This window comes from Ruegeria sp. AB7, assembly GCF_056542625.1.
In genome coordinates this window covers 58,159-74,079 of the sequence record NZ_JBQGAC010000009.1, presented here as the reverse complement: position 1 = coordinate 74,079, position 15,921 = coordinate 58,159, and the positions used below count along the sequence as shown (strand labels likewise).

Annotated in this window: 14 protein-coding genes; 8 read left to right on the top strand and 6 right to left on the bottom strand. The window is 56.7% G+C overall.

The features are described 5' to 3' along the window. Nucleotides 1–82 precede the first annotated feature (82 nt). Nucleotides 83–685: an alpha-ketoglutarate-dependent dioxygenase AlkB gene (locus ACR0EN_RS19095; RefSeq protein WP_170819253.1), complete on the top strand. Its 603-nt coding sequence runs from the start codon at nt 83–85 to the stop codon at nt 683–685. Between the two features lie 55 nt (nt 686–740). Here ACR0EN_RS19095 and ACR0EN_RS19090 read toward each other — a convergent pair whose 3' ends face one another. Then, complete coding sequence (locus ACR0EN_RS19090) at nt 741–1,568, bottom strand: ABC transporter permease (protein ID WP_170567266.1); 828 nt, start codon at nt 1,566–1,568, stop codon at nt 741–743. Between the two features lie 122 nt (nt 1,569–1,690). On the opposite strand from ACR0EN_RS19090, the gene cysQ reads away from it, so the two are divergent. The 7 genes from cysQ to ACR0EN_RS19055 all read left to right on the top strand — a co-directional run bounded on the left by cysQ (nt 1,691) and on the right by ACR0EN_RS19055 (nt 9,581). Continuing rightward, complete coding sequence (cysQ, locus tag ACR0EN_RS19085) at nt 1,691–2,488, top strand: 3'(2'),5'-bisphosphate nucleotidase CysQ (RefSeq protein ID WP_170626990.1); 798 nt, start codon at nt 1,691–1,693, stop codon at nt 2,486–2,488. Then, on the top strand, nt 2,488–3,288 hold the full coding sequence (locus ACR0EN_RS19080) for a 3-deoxy-manno-octulosonate cytidylyltransferase family protein (protein ID WP_170626988.1): 801 nt from the start codon (nt 2,488–2,490) through the stop codon (nt 3,286–3,288). Before cysQ ends, ACR0EN_RS19080 begins: the two co-directional genes overlap by 1 nt. Continuing rightward, entirely contained in the window at nt 3,285–4,268 is a 984-nt protein-coding gene (gene galE, locus ACR0EN_RS19075; RefSeq protein WP_170819254.1) for a UDP-glucose 4-epimerase GalE, read from the top strand. The genes ACR0EN_RS19080 and galE overlap by 4 nt, the downstream gene beginning before the upstream one ends. After that, nucleotides 4,265–5,311, top strand: a complete 1,047-nt coding sequence (locus ACR0EN_RS19070) for a glycosyltransferase family 2 protein (protein WP_480588306.1) — start codon at nt 4,265–4,267, stop codon at nt 5,309–5,311. The genes galE and ACR0EN_RS19070 overlap by 4 nt, the downstream gene beginning before the upstream one ends. 146 nt (nt 5,312–5,457) lie before the next feature. After that, on the top strand, nt 5,458–6,444 hold the full coding sequence (locus ACR0EN_RS19065) for a glycosyltransferase family 2 protein (protein WP_170399507.1): 987 nt from the start codon (nt 5,458–5,460) through the stop codon (nt 6,442–6,444). Beyond that, nucleotides 6,441–8,141 carry a DUF5927 domain-containing protein gene (locus ACR0EN_RS19060; RefSeq protein ID WP_480588304.1) on the top strand — a complete coding sequence of 567 codons (1,701 nt, stop codon included), beginning with the start codon at nt 6,441–6,443 and terminating at the stop codon, nt 8,139–8,141. Before ACR0EN_RS19065 ends, ACR0EN_RS19060 begins: the two co-directional genes overlap by 4 nt. A 6-nt stretch (nt 8,142–8,147) precedes the next feature. Continuing rightward, nucleotides 8,148–9,581: a sulfotransferase family protein gene (locus tag ACR0EN_RS19055; protein ID WP_170626977.1), complete on the top strand. Its 1,434-nt coding sequence runs from the start codon at nt 8,148–8,150 to the stop codon at nt 9,579–9,581. Between the two features lie 7 nt (nt 9,582–9,588). Here the strand turns inward: ACR0EN_RS19055 and ACR0EN_RS19050 are convergent, their stop codons facing one another. From ACR0EN_RS19050 to ACR0EN_RS19030, 5 genes are all read right to left on the bottom strand, one after another. Beyond that, nucleotides 9,589–10,107, bottom strand: coding sequence for a L,D-transpeptidase family protein (locus ACR0EN_RS19050; RefSeq protein WP_170399336.1), 519 nt, complete (start codon nt 10,105–10,107; stop codon nt 9,589–9,591). A gap of 62 nt (nt 10,108–10,169) precedes the next feature. Then, nucleotides 10,170–10,955 (bottom strand): ion transporter, encoded by a 786-nt coding sequence (locus ACR0EN_RS19045; protein WP_170515151.1) that lies wholly within the window; start codon nt 10,953–10,955, stop codon nt 10,170–10,172. 22 nt (nt 10,956–10,977) lie between these two features. Next, nucleotides 10,978–12,201: a class I SAM-dependent RNA methyltransferase gene (locus ACR0EN_RS19040; protein WP_480588302.1), complete on the bottom strand. Its 1,224-nt coding sequence runs from the start codon at nt 12,199–12,201 to the stop codon at nt 10,978–10,980. A gap of 39 nt (nt 12,202–12,240) precedes the next feature. Continuing rightward, nucleotides 12,241–14,073 carry an ABC transporter ATP-binding protein gene (locus tag ACR0EN_RS19035; protein ID WP_170819259.1) on the bottom strand — a complete coding sequence of 611 codons (1,833 nt, stop codon included), beginning with the start codon at nt 14,071–14,073 and terminating at the stop codon, nt 12,241–12,243. Further along, nucleotides 14,070–15,908 (bottom strand): ABC transporter ATP-binding protein, encoded by a 1,839-nt coding sequence (locus ACR0EN_RS19030; protein WP_480588300.1) that lies wholly within the window; start codon nt 15,906–15,908, stop codon nt 14,070–14,072. Before ACR0EN_RS19030 ends, ACR0EN_RS19035 begins: the two co-directional genes overlap by 4 nt. Nucleotides 15,909–15,921 lie beyond the last annotated feature (13 nt).

The window sequence follows — 15,921 nt, the reverse complement described above, 5'->3', positions numbered from 1 at the left end:
CCTGCAAGCGTTCAGAAACGCAGGTTTTCGGGAATCTGTGGCCTTTTTTGGCAAGGTTTTGGCAAGGTTTGGGGATTCTGGAATGGCGCGGCTGTTATTGCGCGGATTTGATATTCGGAAAGGCTATTTGGATGCGGCGGCGCAGTCGCATCTAGTTGACCTGCTTAGGCCGATTCTGAAAGTGGCACCGCTTTATCGGCCCGTGACACCTTCGGGCAAGGAAATGTCAGTGCGCATGACCTCGGCCGGGGCGCTGGGATGGGTCACTGACCGGGCGGGCTATCGGTATCAGGACACGCACCCAAAGGGCATGACATGGCCCGCGATTCCAGATGAGATTTTGACCATCTGGCAGGACCTGACCGGCACGGATCGCCGGCCCGATTGCTGTCTGATCAACTATTACGGTGAAGGCACCAAGATGGGCCTGCATCAGGACAAGGATGAGGCCGATTTTTCGTGGCCCGTGCTGTCGATTTCATTGGGCGATGACGCGCTGTTCCGTATCGGTAACACCACGCGGGGCGGCAAGACCGAGTCGATCTGGCTGAGCTCGGGCGATGTGGTGATCATGGGCGGCCCGGCACGCTTGACCTATCACGGGGTGGATCGCATCCGGTTCGGGTCATCCAAACTTTTGCCAAAAGGCGGACGCATCAACCTTACATTGAGGGTCGCAACGTGAAGTGCGATCCAATATCCGGGAACAGGTTTTCAGAATACAGCTCGCACAGCAAACATCAGCGTCGCGCATCCCAGCTTTTCGAGACCTGCCTGCGGGTATAGAACTCACCCAGCAGGCCAATCATTGTTAAAACTATTCCGACCCAAAGCGCGTACTCCCAACTGGTGTTCCGGGGAAAATAATTTCGGAACACAAAACCACGACATTGATCGATGATGTGAAACAGTGGGTTCCAGGCAAACAAGGTCAGCATGAACCCACCTAGCGCGTTGCCAACGAACATCTTGCCCGAAAATATCATGTTCAATCGACGGTACACATTTTTCAGGATGCTTACCGTATTGGGAAACCAGGGTTTCAGCGCCAACAACACTAAACCGACCGAGCATCCCGTGAACCAGGCCAGCAAAAGCATCCCAAATGCACCGCCGGGCTCTTGGATCACAAGAGGCGAGACGGCTACGCTGTAGACGAACAGGATGACAAGGATCGAGATAAGCTGCGTATAAAGTATACCGAAGGCAGATGCTGACAACATCACCATCATTGTCATTGGCGAGTGCAGAGTCATCGGATTGTTGCCGGATCCAGCCCCGGCGATTGCAGTGACAGACTTGATATGCGTCAGGAACAAAAAAACACCGGAGAGCAGGAACAAAACCATCTCGCCCCGGATTTTGGCCATGCCAGTCATTCGACCAATTAGCGTCATAAGTATATAAAACGCCGTCACCAGAAGGACGACCTGAACAATGTTGATCAGGATTGCCATCACCGCGTTGGAGTGCTGCGACCGGATATTGCGAACTACTGCATGGAATATTAGCTCGGCGGTGGTGAAAGCCCCGCCCAGCAATGACTGATTTCTCTTGAAGTGAAACACTCGACTACTCTTTCCTGCTGTGTCAGCCGCAAATTGGCACGAAATTCTTGCTGTTCCGTATCCATCGCATCATAAGTCCGTGAGATGCCCTGATCAATAAACCACAGGAACGGAGCTTTTTTGTGACTTATGACGCGCTTATTCCCGTCATCCGGCGGCTGGCCTTGCAGGCAGGCGACAAGATCATGCAGATCTATGAAGCGGATGATTTCGACGTCAAGGTCAAGTCAGACTCAAGCCCGGTAACCGAGGCGGACGAGGCGGCGGATGCTTTGATCTCGGCCGGATTGCGCGAGGCTTTTCCAGATATCCTGCTGGTGACCGAGGAACAGGCAGCTTCGCATTCCGAAAAGGGCGAGACCTTTCTGATTGTTGATCCACTGGACGGCACCAAGGAATTCATAAATCGGCGCGGCGATTTTACCGTAAATATCGCTTTGGTCGAAAACGGCGTACCGACGCGTGGCGTGGTCTACGCCCCTGCACGGGGCCGGATGTTCTATACGCGAGCTGACGGGCAATCGGTTGAAGAAATCGGGGATCTGGACAAAGATCAGCCGGGCGCGTTGACGACAATATCAGTCTCTAAACCAAACAATTCTGCGCTGATGATCGTTGCATCCAAGTCGCATCGGGATCAGGCAACCGAGGATTACATCAACAAATATCAGGTGCGCGACAGCAAAAGCGCTGGGTCGTCGCTGAAGTTCTGTCTGGTGGCGACGGGAGAGGCCGACCTCTACCCCCGTGTTGGCCGCACCATGGAGTGGGACACCGCTGCGGGCCACGCGGTTTTGGCCGGTGCGGGCGGACATGTGGTGCGCTTTGACGACCATTCGCCGCTGACCTATGGCAAAGACGGGTATGCCAATCCATTTTTTATCGCCTATGCTCCAGGCGTTGAGCTGAAGGAAGCCTGATGTCAGTATTGATAGCCATTCCCGCGCGCTACGCTTCGACCCGCTATCCAGGCAAACCTCTGGTTCCGCTGACCGGGGCAAACGGAACCAGCATGACTCTGATCGAACGATCCTGGCGCGCTGCGATTTCCGTGTCAGGCGTAGATCGCGTGGTTGTAGCAACCGACGATGACCGTATCCGCGAAGTCTCAGAGGGGTTCGGTGCCGAGGTGGTGATGACTTCAGAAACCTGCCGCAACGGTACCGAACGCTGCGCCGAGGCGCACTCGGCGCTGGGTGGCGGTTATGACATCGTCGTCAACCTACAAGGGGATGCGCCGTTGACCCCGCATTGGTTTGTTGAAGACCTGATCTCGGGTCTGCGCAACGCGCCGGATGCGGGTGTGGCCACCCCCGTGCTGCGCTGTGACGGGGACGCCCTGAACGGATTACTGAACGATCGCAAGCAAGGCCGGGTCGGGGGCACTACAGCGGTGTTCGGCAATGACCACAGCGCGCTTTACTTCTCGAAAGAAGTGATCCCTTTCACAGCCGAGACCTATGCCAGCAGTGGCCCGACACCGGTATTCCACCACGTCGGAGTTTATGCCTATCGGCCTGACGCTCTGACTGCTTATCCGGGCTGGACTAGCGGTCCGCTGGAGACACTGGAAGGGTTGGAACAGCTGCGCTTCATGGAAAACGGCCGCAAGGTTCTGTGTGTCGAAGTCGAAGCCAAAGGTCGTCAGTTCTGGGAACTGAATAACCCGCAGGACGTGGCCAAGATCGAAGAAATGATGGCCGCTATGGGGCTTGAATGACAAATATTCTGGTTACAGGTGGCGCAGGTTATGTCGGCTCTCATGCCTGCAAGGCACTGACAAGGGCAGGGTATACGCCCGTAACCTATGACAATCTTGTCACCGGATGGCAGGACGCGGTGAAATTCGGCCCTTTCGAGCAGGGCGACCTGCTGGACCGCGCCCGGCTGGACGAAGTGTTCGCCAAATACCAACCCGCCGCCGTGATACATTTCGCCGCCCTCAGTCAGGTCGGCGAGGCGATGGTTGAGCCCGGAAAATATTGGTCGAACAATGTCACCGGTTCGCTGACACTGATACAGGCGGCTGTGGATGCGGGATGTTTGAACTTTGTGTTCTCGTCGACCTGCGCCACCTATGGCGAACATGACAACGTTGTGCTGGACGAGAGCACTCAGCAGCAGCCATTGAATGCCTATGGTGCCTCGAAACGAGCGATCGAGGACATCTTACGTGATTTCCAAGCCGCATATGGCCTGAAGCACGTGATCTTCCGCTATTTCAACGTGGCCGGGGCCGACCCGGATGCCGAAGTTGGAGAGTTTCACCAACCAGAAACCCATCTGGTGCCGCTGATGCTGGACGCCATCGATGGCAAGCGGAGTGGCTTGACTGTATTCGGCACCGATTACGACACACCCGACGGCACCTGCATCCGCGATTATGTACACGTCTGTGATCTGGTCGATGCACATGTACTGGGGCTAAAGTGGCTAGAACAGGGCAAAGAAAGCCGCATGTTCAATCTGGGCACCGGGTCGGGGTTTTCGGTGATGGAAGTCATCGAGCATTCCAAAGCCGTCACCAACCGTGCGGTGCCGTATAGCATCGGCCCGCGCCGGGCCGGGGATTGTACGCGTCTAGTTTCAGGCTCGGTCCGAGCCAAGGAAGAGCTGGGCTGGACACCAAAAAGATCAACGTTAGAGACGATGATCACGGATGCCTGGCGTTGGCATCAGAATGGCGGCTACACCAAGTGAGGCTTGAAGATCAGCCGCTAAGCTGGGTGCAGCGCTACAAGCTGCGCCTGAAACGCAAGCGGCTGTTGTGGCGATCCTTTCGCAGCCGCCATCAACTGAAGTCGTTGACTGACAACACGCAAAAGATCACACCCGGCGCCATTCTGGCCTTTACCACGCTGCGGAATGAGATCACCCGTCTGCCGTGGTTCTTTCACCATTATCGCACGCTGGGCATTGATCATTTTCTGATGGTGGATAATGGCAGCGATGACGGCTCGGTCCCGTATTTGCTCGAACAGCCGGATGTGTCGCTGTGGCGGACTACGGCAAGCTATCGCGCGTCCCGGTTCGGGTTGGATTGGCTGACTTGGCTGCAGTGGAAACTTGGGTACGACCACTGGACGTTGATGGTCGACGCCGATGAGTTACTGATCTACGCCCATCACAACACCCATACGATGCGCGATTTAACTGCATGGCTGGACGCGCGCGGTCAAACCACGTTTGGGGCGATGATGCTGGATCTCTATCCCAAAGGTCGGCTGGGCAAGCAGAGTTATGATCCGCATTCCGATCCAACCGATTGCCTGAACTGGTTTGACCCCGGCCCCTATCGTGCCCAGCGCCAAAGGCCGATGGGCAACCTTTGGGTTCAGGGAGGCGTACGCGAGCGGGCGTTTTTTGCAGATCAGCCCCAAAAATCACCGACCCTAAACAAGATCCCTCTAACCCGGTGGTCACGACATATGGCCTATGTGAATTCGTGCCATTCCGCGCTGCCCCGGTTCTTGAATTTTGAATATGACGGTCCGGGTGGGCAGACCGCCTCGGGCGTGTTGCTCCACACGAAATTCCTGCCTGAGGTTGTCGACAAATCGCGGATCGAAAAACAGAGGCGGCAACATTTTCACGACCCCGATCGGTTCGGCGCCTATTATGACGGGATCATCAGCGGGCCTGATCTTTGGACTTCTGACTCGGTCAAACTAGGTGATTGGCAACAGTTACAAGACCTTGGGCTCATGAACGCGGGCGGATTTCCTGCCACAGGGGGGAAGTAAACCGGATTTAAACCCGTTGCCTCACAAGGTGCAGAGATGTCATAAAACGTTAATGTCCGGCACCACTCAGGCCTCAGGCGGCCCCGGGCAGACGCGCGTATCAAAAAAGGTTGGGCAGCCGCGTGAGCCTTTTGGATTCCTATCGCATGAGATTGCGGCGCAAGCGCCGCCTGCTGCGTTGCCTACGTCGGCGTCGGGATCTGAAAGCGGTGCAAGATAACACCAACAAGATCAAAGAAAACGACATCTTGTTGATGAGTGTGATGCGGAACGAAAAGATCCGCCTTCCCTATTTCTTAGACTACTATCGAAAGCTTGGCATCAATCACTTCCTGTGCGTGGACAACAACAGCGATGACGGCACCCACGAATACCTGAGCAGCCAGCCGGACGTTTCGCTGTGGTGGACGGATGTAGGTTACAAGAATGCGACCTTTGGTCTGGATTGGTCCAACTACCTGCTGCGCCGCTATGCGCATAAGCACTGGGTTCTGACGGTCGATCCGGATGAATTCTTTATCTATCCTTTTTGCGATACCCGCCCGATCCGCGCCCTGACCGACTGGCTGGACGATACTGGTGTGCGCAGTTTCGGCACCATGCTGATCGACATGTATCCCGAAACCGGAATCATGGATGCGCCCTATCATGAGGGCCAGAACCCCTTTGAAGTCGCGCCTTGGTTCGATTCAGGCAACTTCATGATTACCCGCAACCCGACCTATGGGAATCTGTGGATTCAAGGCGGTGCACGCGCACGGGTTTTCTTTCAGGACAATCCCCTGAAGGCTCCGGCCCTGAACAAGATACCTCTTGTGAAATGGCACCGGCGCTACGCCTATGTCAGCTCAACCCACGCCTTGCTGCCGCGCGGGCTCAATCAGGTCTATGAAGAGCAGGGCGGTGAAAAAACCAGCGGAGCGCTGCTGCATGCAAAGCTGATCAATACGCTTGGGGAAAAAGCTAAAGAAGAGTTGCTGCGCGGACAGCACTATGCTGCGTCGGGCGAGTACAAGGCTTATGCCAAGCAGTTAGAGGATAATCCGGTTTTCTGGAACAAATGGTCCGAGAAATACATCAACTGGCGACAGATTGAGATCCTCGGCCTGATGTCCAAGGGGAACTGGGCATGAGCAGCTTGGGCATCGTAATGCTGGTGCACACCGCGCTGGATCGGGTTGAGCAGGTGGCACGCCATTGGGCCGCCTCGGGCTGTCCTGTGGTCATTCATGTAGATCAGAAAGTCGGCGATCCGGCTTATTCCGATTTTGTCGCCGCTTGTTCGGATGAACCGCTTATTCTGTTTTCCGAACGCCATGTCTGTGAATGGGGCGGCTGGGGTATTGTCGCCGCATCACAATCCGCCGCATCGCTGATGTTGGAGAAGTTTCCGAACGTCCGGCATGTATATCTGTCTTCGGGCGCGTGCCTGCCACTGCGTCCGGTCGCTGATCTGATCGACTATCTGGCCGACCGGCCCCGTGTCGATTTCATCGAAAGCGCAACCACGCGCGACGTCAGCTGGACGATCGGCGGCCTGGATCTGGAACGTTTCACCCTGAGTTTCCCCTTCTCATGGCGCAGGCAACGAAAACTGTTTGACAATTACGTGCGGTTGCAACGCGCCCTCGGTCTGCGCCGCAGAATTCCAGACGGTCTGGTGCCCCATATGGGCAGCCAGTGGTGGTGTCTGACCCGCCAAACCTTGTCGGCCATTCTTCAGGATCCCAAACGCGCCGAATATGATCGCTATTTTCGCCAGGTCTGGATTCCCGATGAAAGCTATTTTCAGACACTGGCACGGCTCTATTCCACCCATATCGAAAGCCGATCGCTGACCCTGTCGAAGTTCGACTATCAAGGTCGGCCGCACATGTTCTACGACGATCACCTGCAATTGCTGCGCCGGTCCGACTGTTTCGTGGCGCGCAAAGTCTGGCACAGCGCTAGCCGGTTGTATCAGACCTTCCTGACCGACCAGGACAGCGCACTGACCCCGGCCGAGCCCAACCCCGGCAAGATCGACCGGGTGTTTTCCAAAGCGGTCGAGCGGCGCGTTCGCGGACGGGATGGTCTTTATATGCAAAGCCGCTTCCCCCGCGCGGCTACGGAACGCAGCCTGACAGCCTTTCCCTATTCGGTGTTTCAAGGCTTTACCGAGTTGTTCGAGGATTTCGAACCTTGGCTGACAAACGCCATCGGCGGGCGGGTGCATGGGCATCTGTTCGGTCCCGAACGGGCGCAATTTGCCGAAGATGAGACGATCATCAACGGTGCGCTCAGCGATTGCGCAACGCTACGCGATTATAACCCCTCGGCCTTTCTGTCGAACCTCATCTGGAACACACGAGGCGAGCGTCAGTGCTTTCAATTCGGGCCAACGGATATTCAGAAAATCAATGAATTCCTGACGCAAGACCAGAATGCACATATTGCGGTCATCTCGGGGGCGTGGGCGGTTCCATTGTTCCGTTCGAACCTGAATTTTGCCGATATCCGGTGCGAAGCTGCCCGCCTACAACAGATCGAAAGCAAACAGCTCAAGCTGCTGGATGCCGCCCGCGCAAAGACGCGCATTCGAATATGGACGATGGCAGAGTTTGTGGAATCCCCTATGGAGCAACTGCAGACCGTTCTGGAAGACATGGGCGCGCCCAAACCCACGCATCTGACCGAGGCACCGACGATGGTGGATCTGACCGGGTTCGGAAAGTTCCTGCAAAACCTCAAGAACCAGGGGATGCATCCCTATCTGATGGGGGATTTCCCTGTGAATGACGTGTTTGGCGCACAGTCCAAATCGTTCAAGAAGCCTTATTTGGTGCAGTAACACAAAATGACCCGCCGCTTCGATTATTTCATCGTTCTGGCCGATATGCGCACAGGTTCGAACCTGCTTGAATTACAGCTGAACACGCTGGATGGCGTCACGTGTCACGGAGAAGCGTTTAACCCCTATTTCGTCGGCCTGCCAAAACTGGACAGCGTTCTGGGCTTTACCCTGGAAGATCGTGAACGCGACCCGATGGCGCTGATCGACGCTATCCGAAAGGCGCCGGGCGAGATGAACGGCTTTCGTTTTTTCAGCGACCACGATGCGCGGGCGCTGCCACCGGCGCTGGATGATCCGCGCTGCGCCAAAATCATTCTGATGCGCAACCCTCTGGATAGCTACATATCGTGGAAAATCGCCTTGGAAACAAAGCAGTGGCGGTTAGTGAACATCAAGCAACGGCGGGAGGCTCAGATCACCTTCAATGCCGAAGAATTCGCCGAACAGCTCGACCAGCGGCAAGCATTTCAACAAACAGTGCTCAAACATCTGCAGACCACCGGGCAAACACCGTTTTACATCGACTATAACGATCTAACAGATTTGGACGTTCTGAACGGCCTTGCCGCGTGGCTTGGCGTCAGCGCACGTCTTAAGGAGCTGAACCAGCATCTCAAACGTCAAAACCCGGCGCCTGCCCTGTCGAAAGTGACCAATCCGGATGATATGGAGCTGGCCCTGTCGCAACGTGACCGCTTCAAGCTACACCATATCCCAAGTTACGAGCCGCACCGCGGGCCGGCTGTTTCGCGCTATGTGGGTGCTGCGCAAACTTCGCTGATGTACCTTCCGGTGCGCGGCGGCCCCGAGGCTGAAGTGGTGCGGTGGATTGCCGATCTGGACGGGGTGTCTCAAGCCGACCTGATCACCGGCCGCAATCAAAAACAGACCCGTCAATGGATGCAGGATCATCCCGGTCACCGCAAATTCACGGTGCTACGCCATCCGCTGGCGCGCGCGCACGCTGTGTTCTGCGACCGTATTCTGCACACAGGCCCCGGCGCGTATGTGAGCATTCGCAATATGCTGAGCCGACGGTACAAGGTGCCTCTGCCTGCCAAGGGTGATCTAAGCAATTATACCCGGGATCAGCATTCCGAGGCGTTCGCGGCCTTTCTGGGCATGCTGCGCAGTATTTTGGCGGGTCAAACCCCGATCCGTGTGGATGGGGAATGGTGCGGACAGGCGCAGACGCTGGAAGGCATGGCCGGTTTCACCATGCCCGACCTGATCCTGCGCGAGAATGAGATGGAAACCGCCTTGCCCGACCTTGCCTACAAAGTTGGGCATACAGCCCCGCCAACGCCAAACAGGGCCAAGCCGGACGCGCCGTTTGCACTTGATCAGATTTACGACGCACAGCTTGAAGCGCTAGCGAAGGAAGCGTACCAGCGCGACTATACAATATTTGGATTTGGTGACTGGAAACCGCTTTGAACCTTGCTTAGGGGCGCAGGGTAATCACGGTTCCTTCATTCACCATGGCGTAGATCTCTTCGATCTCATCATTCTTGACCGCAATACAACCTGCCGTCCAATCCGGGGTCTTCTTCGCCCGCTTGAACTCGGATCGCAGATTGGGTTGTCCGTGAATGAAGATGTCGCCGCCCGGATCAACACCTGCGGCCTTGGCTTTAGCCAAGTCTTCCGAATTGGGATACGATATACCCAACGATAGATGATACCTGCTGCGCGGATTGCGGCGGTCGATCAGATAGGTACCCTCGGGCGTACGACCATCGCCTTTTTTGTTTTTCGTGCCGGTGGGTGCAAATCCTAGATCGATATCATACTCCCGCAAAATCTGCTCGTTATGGAGCAAATACAGCTTGCGTGCACCTTTGTTGATGACCATCGAGGTCACCTCGGGCCCGCGATAAGAAAGAAATCTGGGTTTGGCTGAGGCACATGCTGAAAGGCTCAGCGTTGCCATTGCGCCCATTCCGAATGCTCGACGATCCATTATTTTCACTGCCTGATGCTCTTTTTTGTCAATTATTATGCCAGATTTTCGCGAAACTTAAATCACTTTTTGCTGTTCGACTGTTCCGTCAGGCGGCGTTCGATCGATTCCAGCCTTTCAAGAACCTCGTCACGATAAGCGTCGGTCTTGACCTCATCCTCGGCATGGTGGGCATCCTGCATCGAGTTCACGATGAGACCGACCAGCAAGTTCACCACCGCAAAGGTGGTCACCATGATGAAGGGAACAAAGAAAAGCCAAGCGTAGGGATACACCTCCATCACAGGGCGGACAATGCCCATGGACCAGCTTTCCAGCGTCATGATCTGGAACAGCGTATAGGCCGACAGACCCAGATCACCGAACCAATCGGGGAACGTGCCCGAGAAAAGTTTGGTTGAGATCACAGCGCCGATGTAAAACAGGATCGCCATCAACAGGAACACGCTGGCCATGCCCGGCAGGGCTGAGATGAAGCCTTCGACCACTCGGCGCAGGCGCGGCGCGACCGAGATGACGCGCAGGACCCGGAGGATACGCAGTGCCCGCAGAACTGAAAGCGCCCCTGCACTGGGAACTAGGGCCACGCCCACGATCACGAAATCAAACACATTCCAGCCGCTGGTGAAGAACCGGCGCCCTGTGGCGATCAGTTTCATGACGATTTCGATGACGAATATGGTAAGGCACAGCTTGTCCAACGTCACGATCAGTGGACCCGCTGCGTCCATCAGCGTAGGCGATGTCTCCATCCCCAGCAGTACCGCGTTGAATAGGATCACACCGGTGATGAATTTCCCGAAAGCCGGTGCTTCGATGATGGGCAGCAGTCGTTGGGCGATCACCATGCGGGTGGTCCTTATCTCAGGATTATTTGTTCAAAATGAACCGAGCAGCAAGTTCGGTGTGTGACGACCATCGAAATTGGTCAACCACCTGTACCCATTCAAGGGCATATCCGGCGTTAACCAGCATTTTTGCGTCACGAGCAAAGGTGATCGGGTTGCACGAGACATAAACAACCACCGGGCGCATGGCCTGCGCCAGCTCGGCCACCTGCGCCTCGGCCCCAGCGCGCGGCGGGTCAAGCACAACGGCGTCGAATTTCTTGAGTTCATCGGGCATGAGCGGGCGGCGGAACAGGTCTCGGGCCTCGGCTGTGACGTGTTTCAAGCCTTGCGCCTTGCGCCAGCCCTGATCCAAGGCCTTCGTCATCTCGGCCTCACCTTCAACCGCATGCACCTCGGCCGTCTGCGCCAGCGGCAGCGAGAAGGTTCCGCAGCCCGCGAATAGATCGACAATCCGCTTGGCCCCCTGCGTCGCATCGGAAACGGCCTGTAATAGAGCCTGTTCTCCGTCTTTTGTGGCTTGCAAAAACGCTCCGGGCGGTGGGGTGACGCCAGCGGTTCCAAAGCGTTGGATCGGAGGTACACGCATGGCGATAACCTCATCATCCCAACTAAGCCGGGCAAGGCCGTGATGCTCGGTCGCTTGCGCGAGCGCCAGCTCCAACGGTCCATCCAGCGGTTTGCCGCCCTTGACCGCAACATCCAAACCGCCTTCGGACAGGGTCAGCGTTACGGCCAACACACCTTTCCGACTGCCACCCAACAACGCCAAGGCTTCGGCCACCGGGATGGCCGCAATCAAGGTTGGGTGCAGCAAATGGCAATCCGGGATTTCGGTAATCGTGTCAGAAGCGCGACCATGAAACCCGGCCAACGTACCCTTCTTGGTGCGCCGTACGGCGATGGTGGCCCGACGGCGGGATCGTTCAGGCGAAGTGTGAATGGGCCGCATCAGGGCATTGAGCCCCTGCGCGGCCAACGCGTTGCGCACCACCTCAATTTTCCACTCGGCGACAAAATTATCGGTCGCATGTTGCAACTGGCAGCCGCCGCAGGCCTTGTAATGACGGCAGGGTGCCTTGACCCGCTGATCCGAGGGTGTTTTGACCCGAATATCGTTCAGAAACTGACCCAGCAACGTACCGCTGACCACTTCACCCGGCAGAGTGCGTGGCGCATAGATCGGACCATCGGCGATTCCGTCGCCCTGATGTCCAAGGCGGTTTATTGTGTATTGCTGCGTCATGGAGGCCTGATAACTGGGGTTTGAGCGCAACAAAACCCTTTATTCTGCAGCCTCGGCCTGAATGAAGCCGCCCGATTGGCGATGCCAGAACCGGGCGTACAACCCGCCACGCTCCAGCAGAGCCTCGTGCGTCCCGCTTTCAACGATGTGACCGTGGTCCAGAACAATAATCCGATCCATCTCGCTAAGCGTGGACAGGCGGTGGGCAATAGCCAGCACGGTCTTGCCTTGCATCACCCGGTGCAGTGCCGTCTGAATCGCTGCCTCGACCTCGGAATCCAACGCCGACGTCGCCTCGTCCAGAACCAATATCGGTGCGTCTTTCAGGATAGCGCGAGCCAGAGCGATCCGCTGTCGTTGCCCGCCGCTCAGCTTCACGCCGCGTTCGCCCAGATGCGCGTCATAGCCCTTGCGTCCTTGCGCATCTTCTAGACCGAGAATGAATTCATGCGCCTCGGCTTTGGTCGCTGCCTCTATCAGCTCATCGTCGGTCGCGTCAGGACGACCATAGAGGATGTTCTCGCGCGCTGAACGATTGAACATCGCGGTTTCCTGCGTGACCATCCCAATCTGTTGACGCAGGCTGTCCTGAGTCACGTGAGAGACATTCTGCCCGTCGATGGCAATAACGCCATGTTCCCCGTCATAGAGCCTTAGCAAAAGTGAAACCAAAGTGGATTTCCCCGCACCTGAGGCCCCGACTATGCCCAGCTTTTCACCCGGTGCGGCAGTGAAATTAAGATTAGCAACACCACCGATATCGCGGCCATAGGCAAAGCTGACGCTGTCAAAGGCAATCTCGCCCTCTGAGACCACAAGTGTCGATGCGTTCGGAGCATCCTCGACCCGAACGCGCTTGGTCAGTGTGTGCATTCCGTTTTCAATCTCACCGACATTTGCGTAAAGACCCATCAGTGTGAAACTGACCCAGCCGGTCATTTGCGAGATGCGTATCGCCACGGCCCCGGCCGCCACGATGTCCCCGGCCGTCGCGATGCCCGCCTGCCACAACCACAGTGTCGCGCCGATCAACAGGACCGGCAGCACCCCCGCCAGAGTCATTAGGATGAACCGGAAACTGGCCGATAGCTTGCCGAATTCCAGCGACCGTTCACGCAGGTCGACCATGGAATTTCGGGCGGTATGATCTTCGAACTCGGAATGGGCAAACAGCTTGACGGTCTTGATGTTGGTGATCGTATCGACCACCTGCCCCGACACCATCGCCCGCGCCCCCGCCCGCGCGGCGGAGCGTACGCGTATGCGTGGAAGATACCAGCGCACCAGCAGGAAATAGACAACAAGCCAGGCAACAAATGGCAGCATCACAAGCGGGTGAATAGACCCTAATAAAAGCAATGAGCCTGCAAGTGAGGCAATAGCAAAGACAATAGCGCTGATTGTTTCGGACACCACTTGCGTCATGGCGTTCGATGTCTGCATCTGTTTTTGGGCGATACGTCCGGCGAAATCGTCATCGAAATAGGTCACAGACTGGCCCAGCGTCCAGCGGTTCAGTTTTGCCAAAACCAACGGCGTGATGTTGGGCATGACGATGTAGTTATTTGCCACCGACGACAGGCCGAACAGTGCGGGGCGTAGAAGCATGAAGAATGCGACAGCACCCAAAATGATCGCGAGATTGCCGCCGGTCAGAAGCGTCTCGGGACTGCTGTTGGTGGTCAGATCAATGACGCGGCCCAGGACCCAGGCGGTGCCAGCCTCCATCGCACCCGCGATCGCCGAGAAGGCGGCTGCGACGAACAGCATCGGCCAGGCGCCGGACAAGCTCCAACGGATGAACGCCCCCAGCGTTTGCGGCGGGGGCGTTTCTGTGTCTTTGAACGGTTGGATGAGGTCGGCAATCCTCATTCAGCGGCCTCCGGGTTCAGGAAGCCTCCAGATTGCCGCGCCCAGAACTGGGCGTAAAGCCCTCCTTGCGCCAATAGATCGGAATGGCCGCCTTGTTCAACGATCCGGCCGCCATCCATCACCAGGATGCGATCCATCTGTGCAATCGTGCTAAGCCGGTGCGCGATGGCGATCACGGTCTTGCCTTGCATCATGCCGTAGAGTGTTTCCTGTATCGACGCTTCGACTTCGGAATCTAGGGCGGATGTGGCCTCATCCAACAGCAAAATCGGAGCATCTTTGAGGATCACCCGCGCAAGCGTCACCCGCTGTCGCTGACCACCCGAGAGTTTCACGCCCCGCTCGCCCACATGCGCATCGTAGCCGGTGCGGCCCTCCGGGTCCTGCAGGTCAAGGATGAAATCATGCGCCTCGGCCTGTTTCGCAGCGGCGACCATCTGTTCCTCGGTCGCATCAGGACGACCATAGAGGATGTTAGCCCGCACCGATCGATGCAGAAGAGCGCTGTCTTGTTGGACCATCCCGATATGGCTGCGCAAACTGTCCTGCGTGACCTTCGAGATATCCTGGCCATCGATCAGGATCGCACCCTTCTCGACGTCGTAAAACCGCAAAAGCAGCTTTACTAGGGTCGATTTTCCGGCACCTGAGCGACCGATCAGGCCGATCTTTTCGCCTGGCCGGATGGTCAAGTTGACGTGATCCAAACCACCGGTTTCTCGTCCATAGTGATGAGACAGATCGCGTATTTCGATCTGGCCATTACCAAGCCGCAAAGGTTTCGCATCAGGTTCGTCCAACAGATCGATGGGCTGCGCGATGGTCTGCATACCCTCGGCAACGATACCCAATTCGCGAAAGAAGCTGGTCAGCGCCCACATGATCCACCCGGTCATGGCATTCAACCGTAGTGTTAGTGCCGTGGCGGCGGCCACCACTCCCACCGTTGCGCTACCTTGCGCCCAAAGCAGGATTGCCCAACCGACGACTCCCACGATCAGCACACCGTTCAGCGCAACAAGCGCGGCATCCATAATGGTGAAAATCCGCATCTCGATCTGGAAAGTGCGGCGGGTTTCCGCAATCGCCTCGCGCGCATAGTCCTGTTCCTGAGTGTCATGGGCAAACATCTTGATGGAGTGGATGTTGGTATAGCTATCCACCACCCGGCCCGTCACGGTAGATCTTGCATCCGACGCCGCCTGCGACGCGGGGCCGACCCGCTTGACGGTCCACCGCACCAAGGCCCCATAGAACACCAGCCAAATCAGCAACGGCAGCAACAGGCGCGGATCAGCTGCCATCAGCAAAATGGCCGCGCCGATCATGTAGGCGATCGAGAATGAAATCGCGTCAAAGACCTGAAACACCACCTCGCCCGCGGCGGGCGGGGTCTGAACAACCCGGTTTGCGATGCGCCCGGCAAAGTCATTCTCGAACCAGCCAACCGATTGACGCAGAACATGTTTATGCGCCCGCCAACGGATCAGAGTGCCAAAGTTCGGCAGGATTGTGTTGTTGAGCAGCAAGACGTCAACAAGCTGAAGGATGGGACGAATAAACAGGATCAAGGCGGCAACCACGACCAATTCAGTCCCGTGCGCCTGCCAGAATTCAGCAGGAGAACTGCCCAACAGGTCCACAACGCGACCCATATAAAAGATCAGCCCGACCTCAACAGCAGCAACGACCACGGACATCAGCGCGGCCAATACAAAAACGCGTTTGAAAGGCTGCGAGTATCCCAGCATGAAAGGCCACAGCCGCGTCGGTGGCTTGTCCACCTGTTCATAGGCAACAAACGGGTCAATGAGGTTTTCGAAGTAGCGAAACATGGAGAGTGCTCCG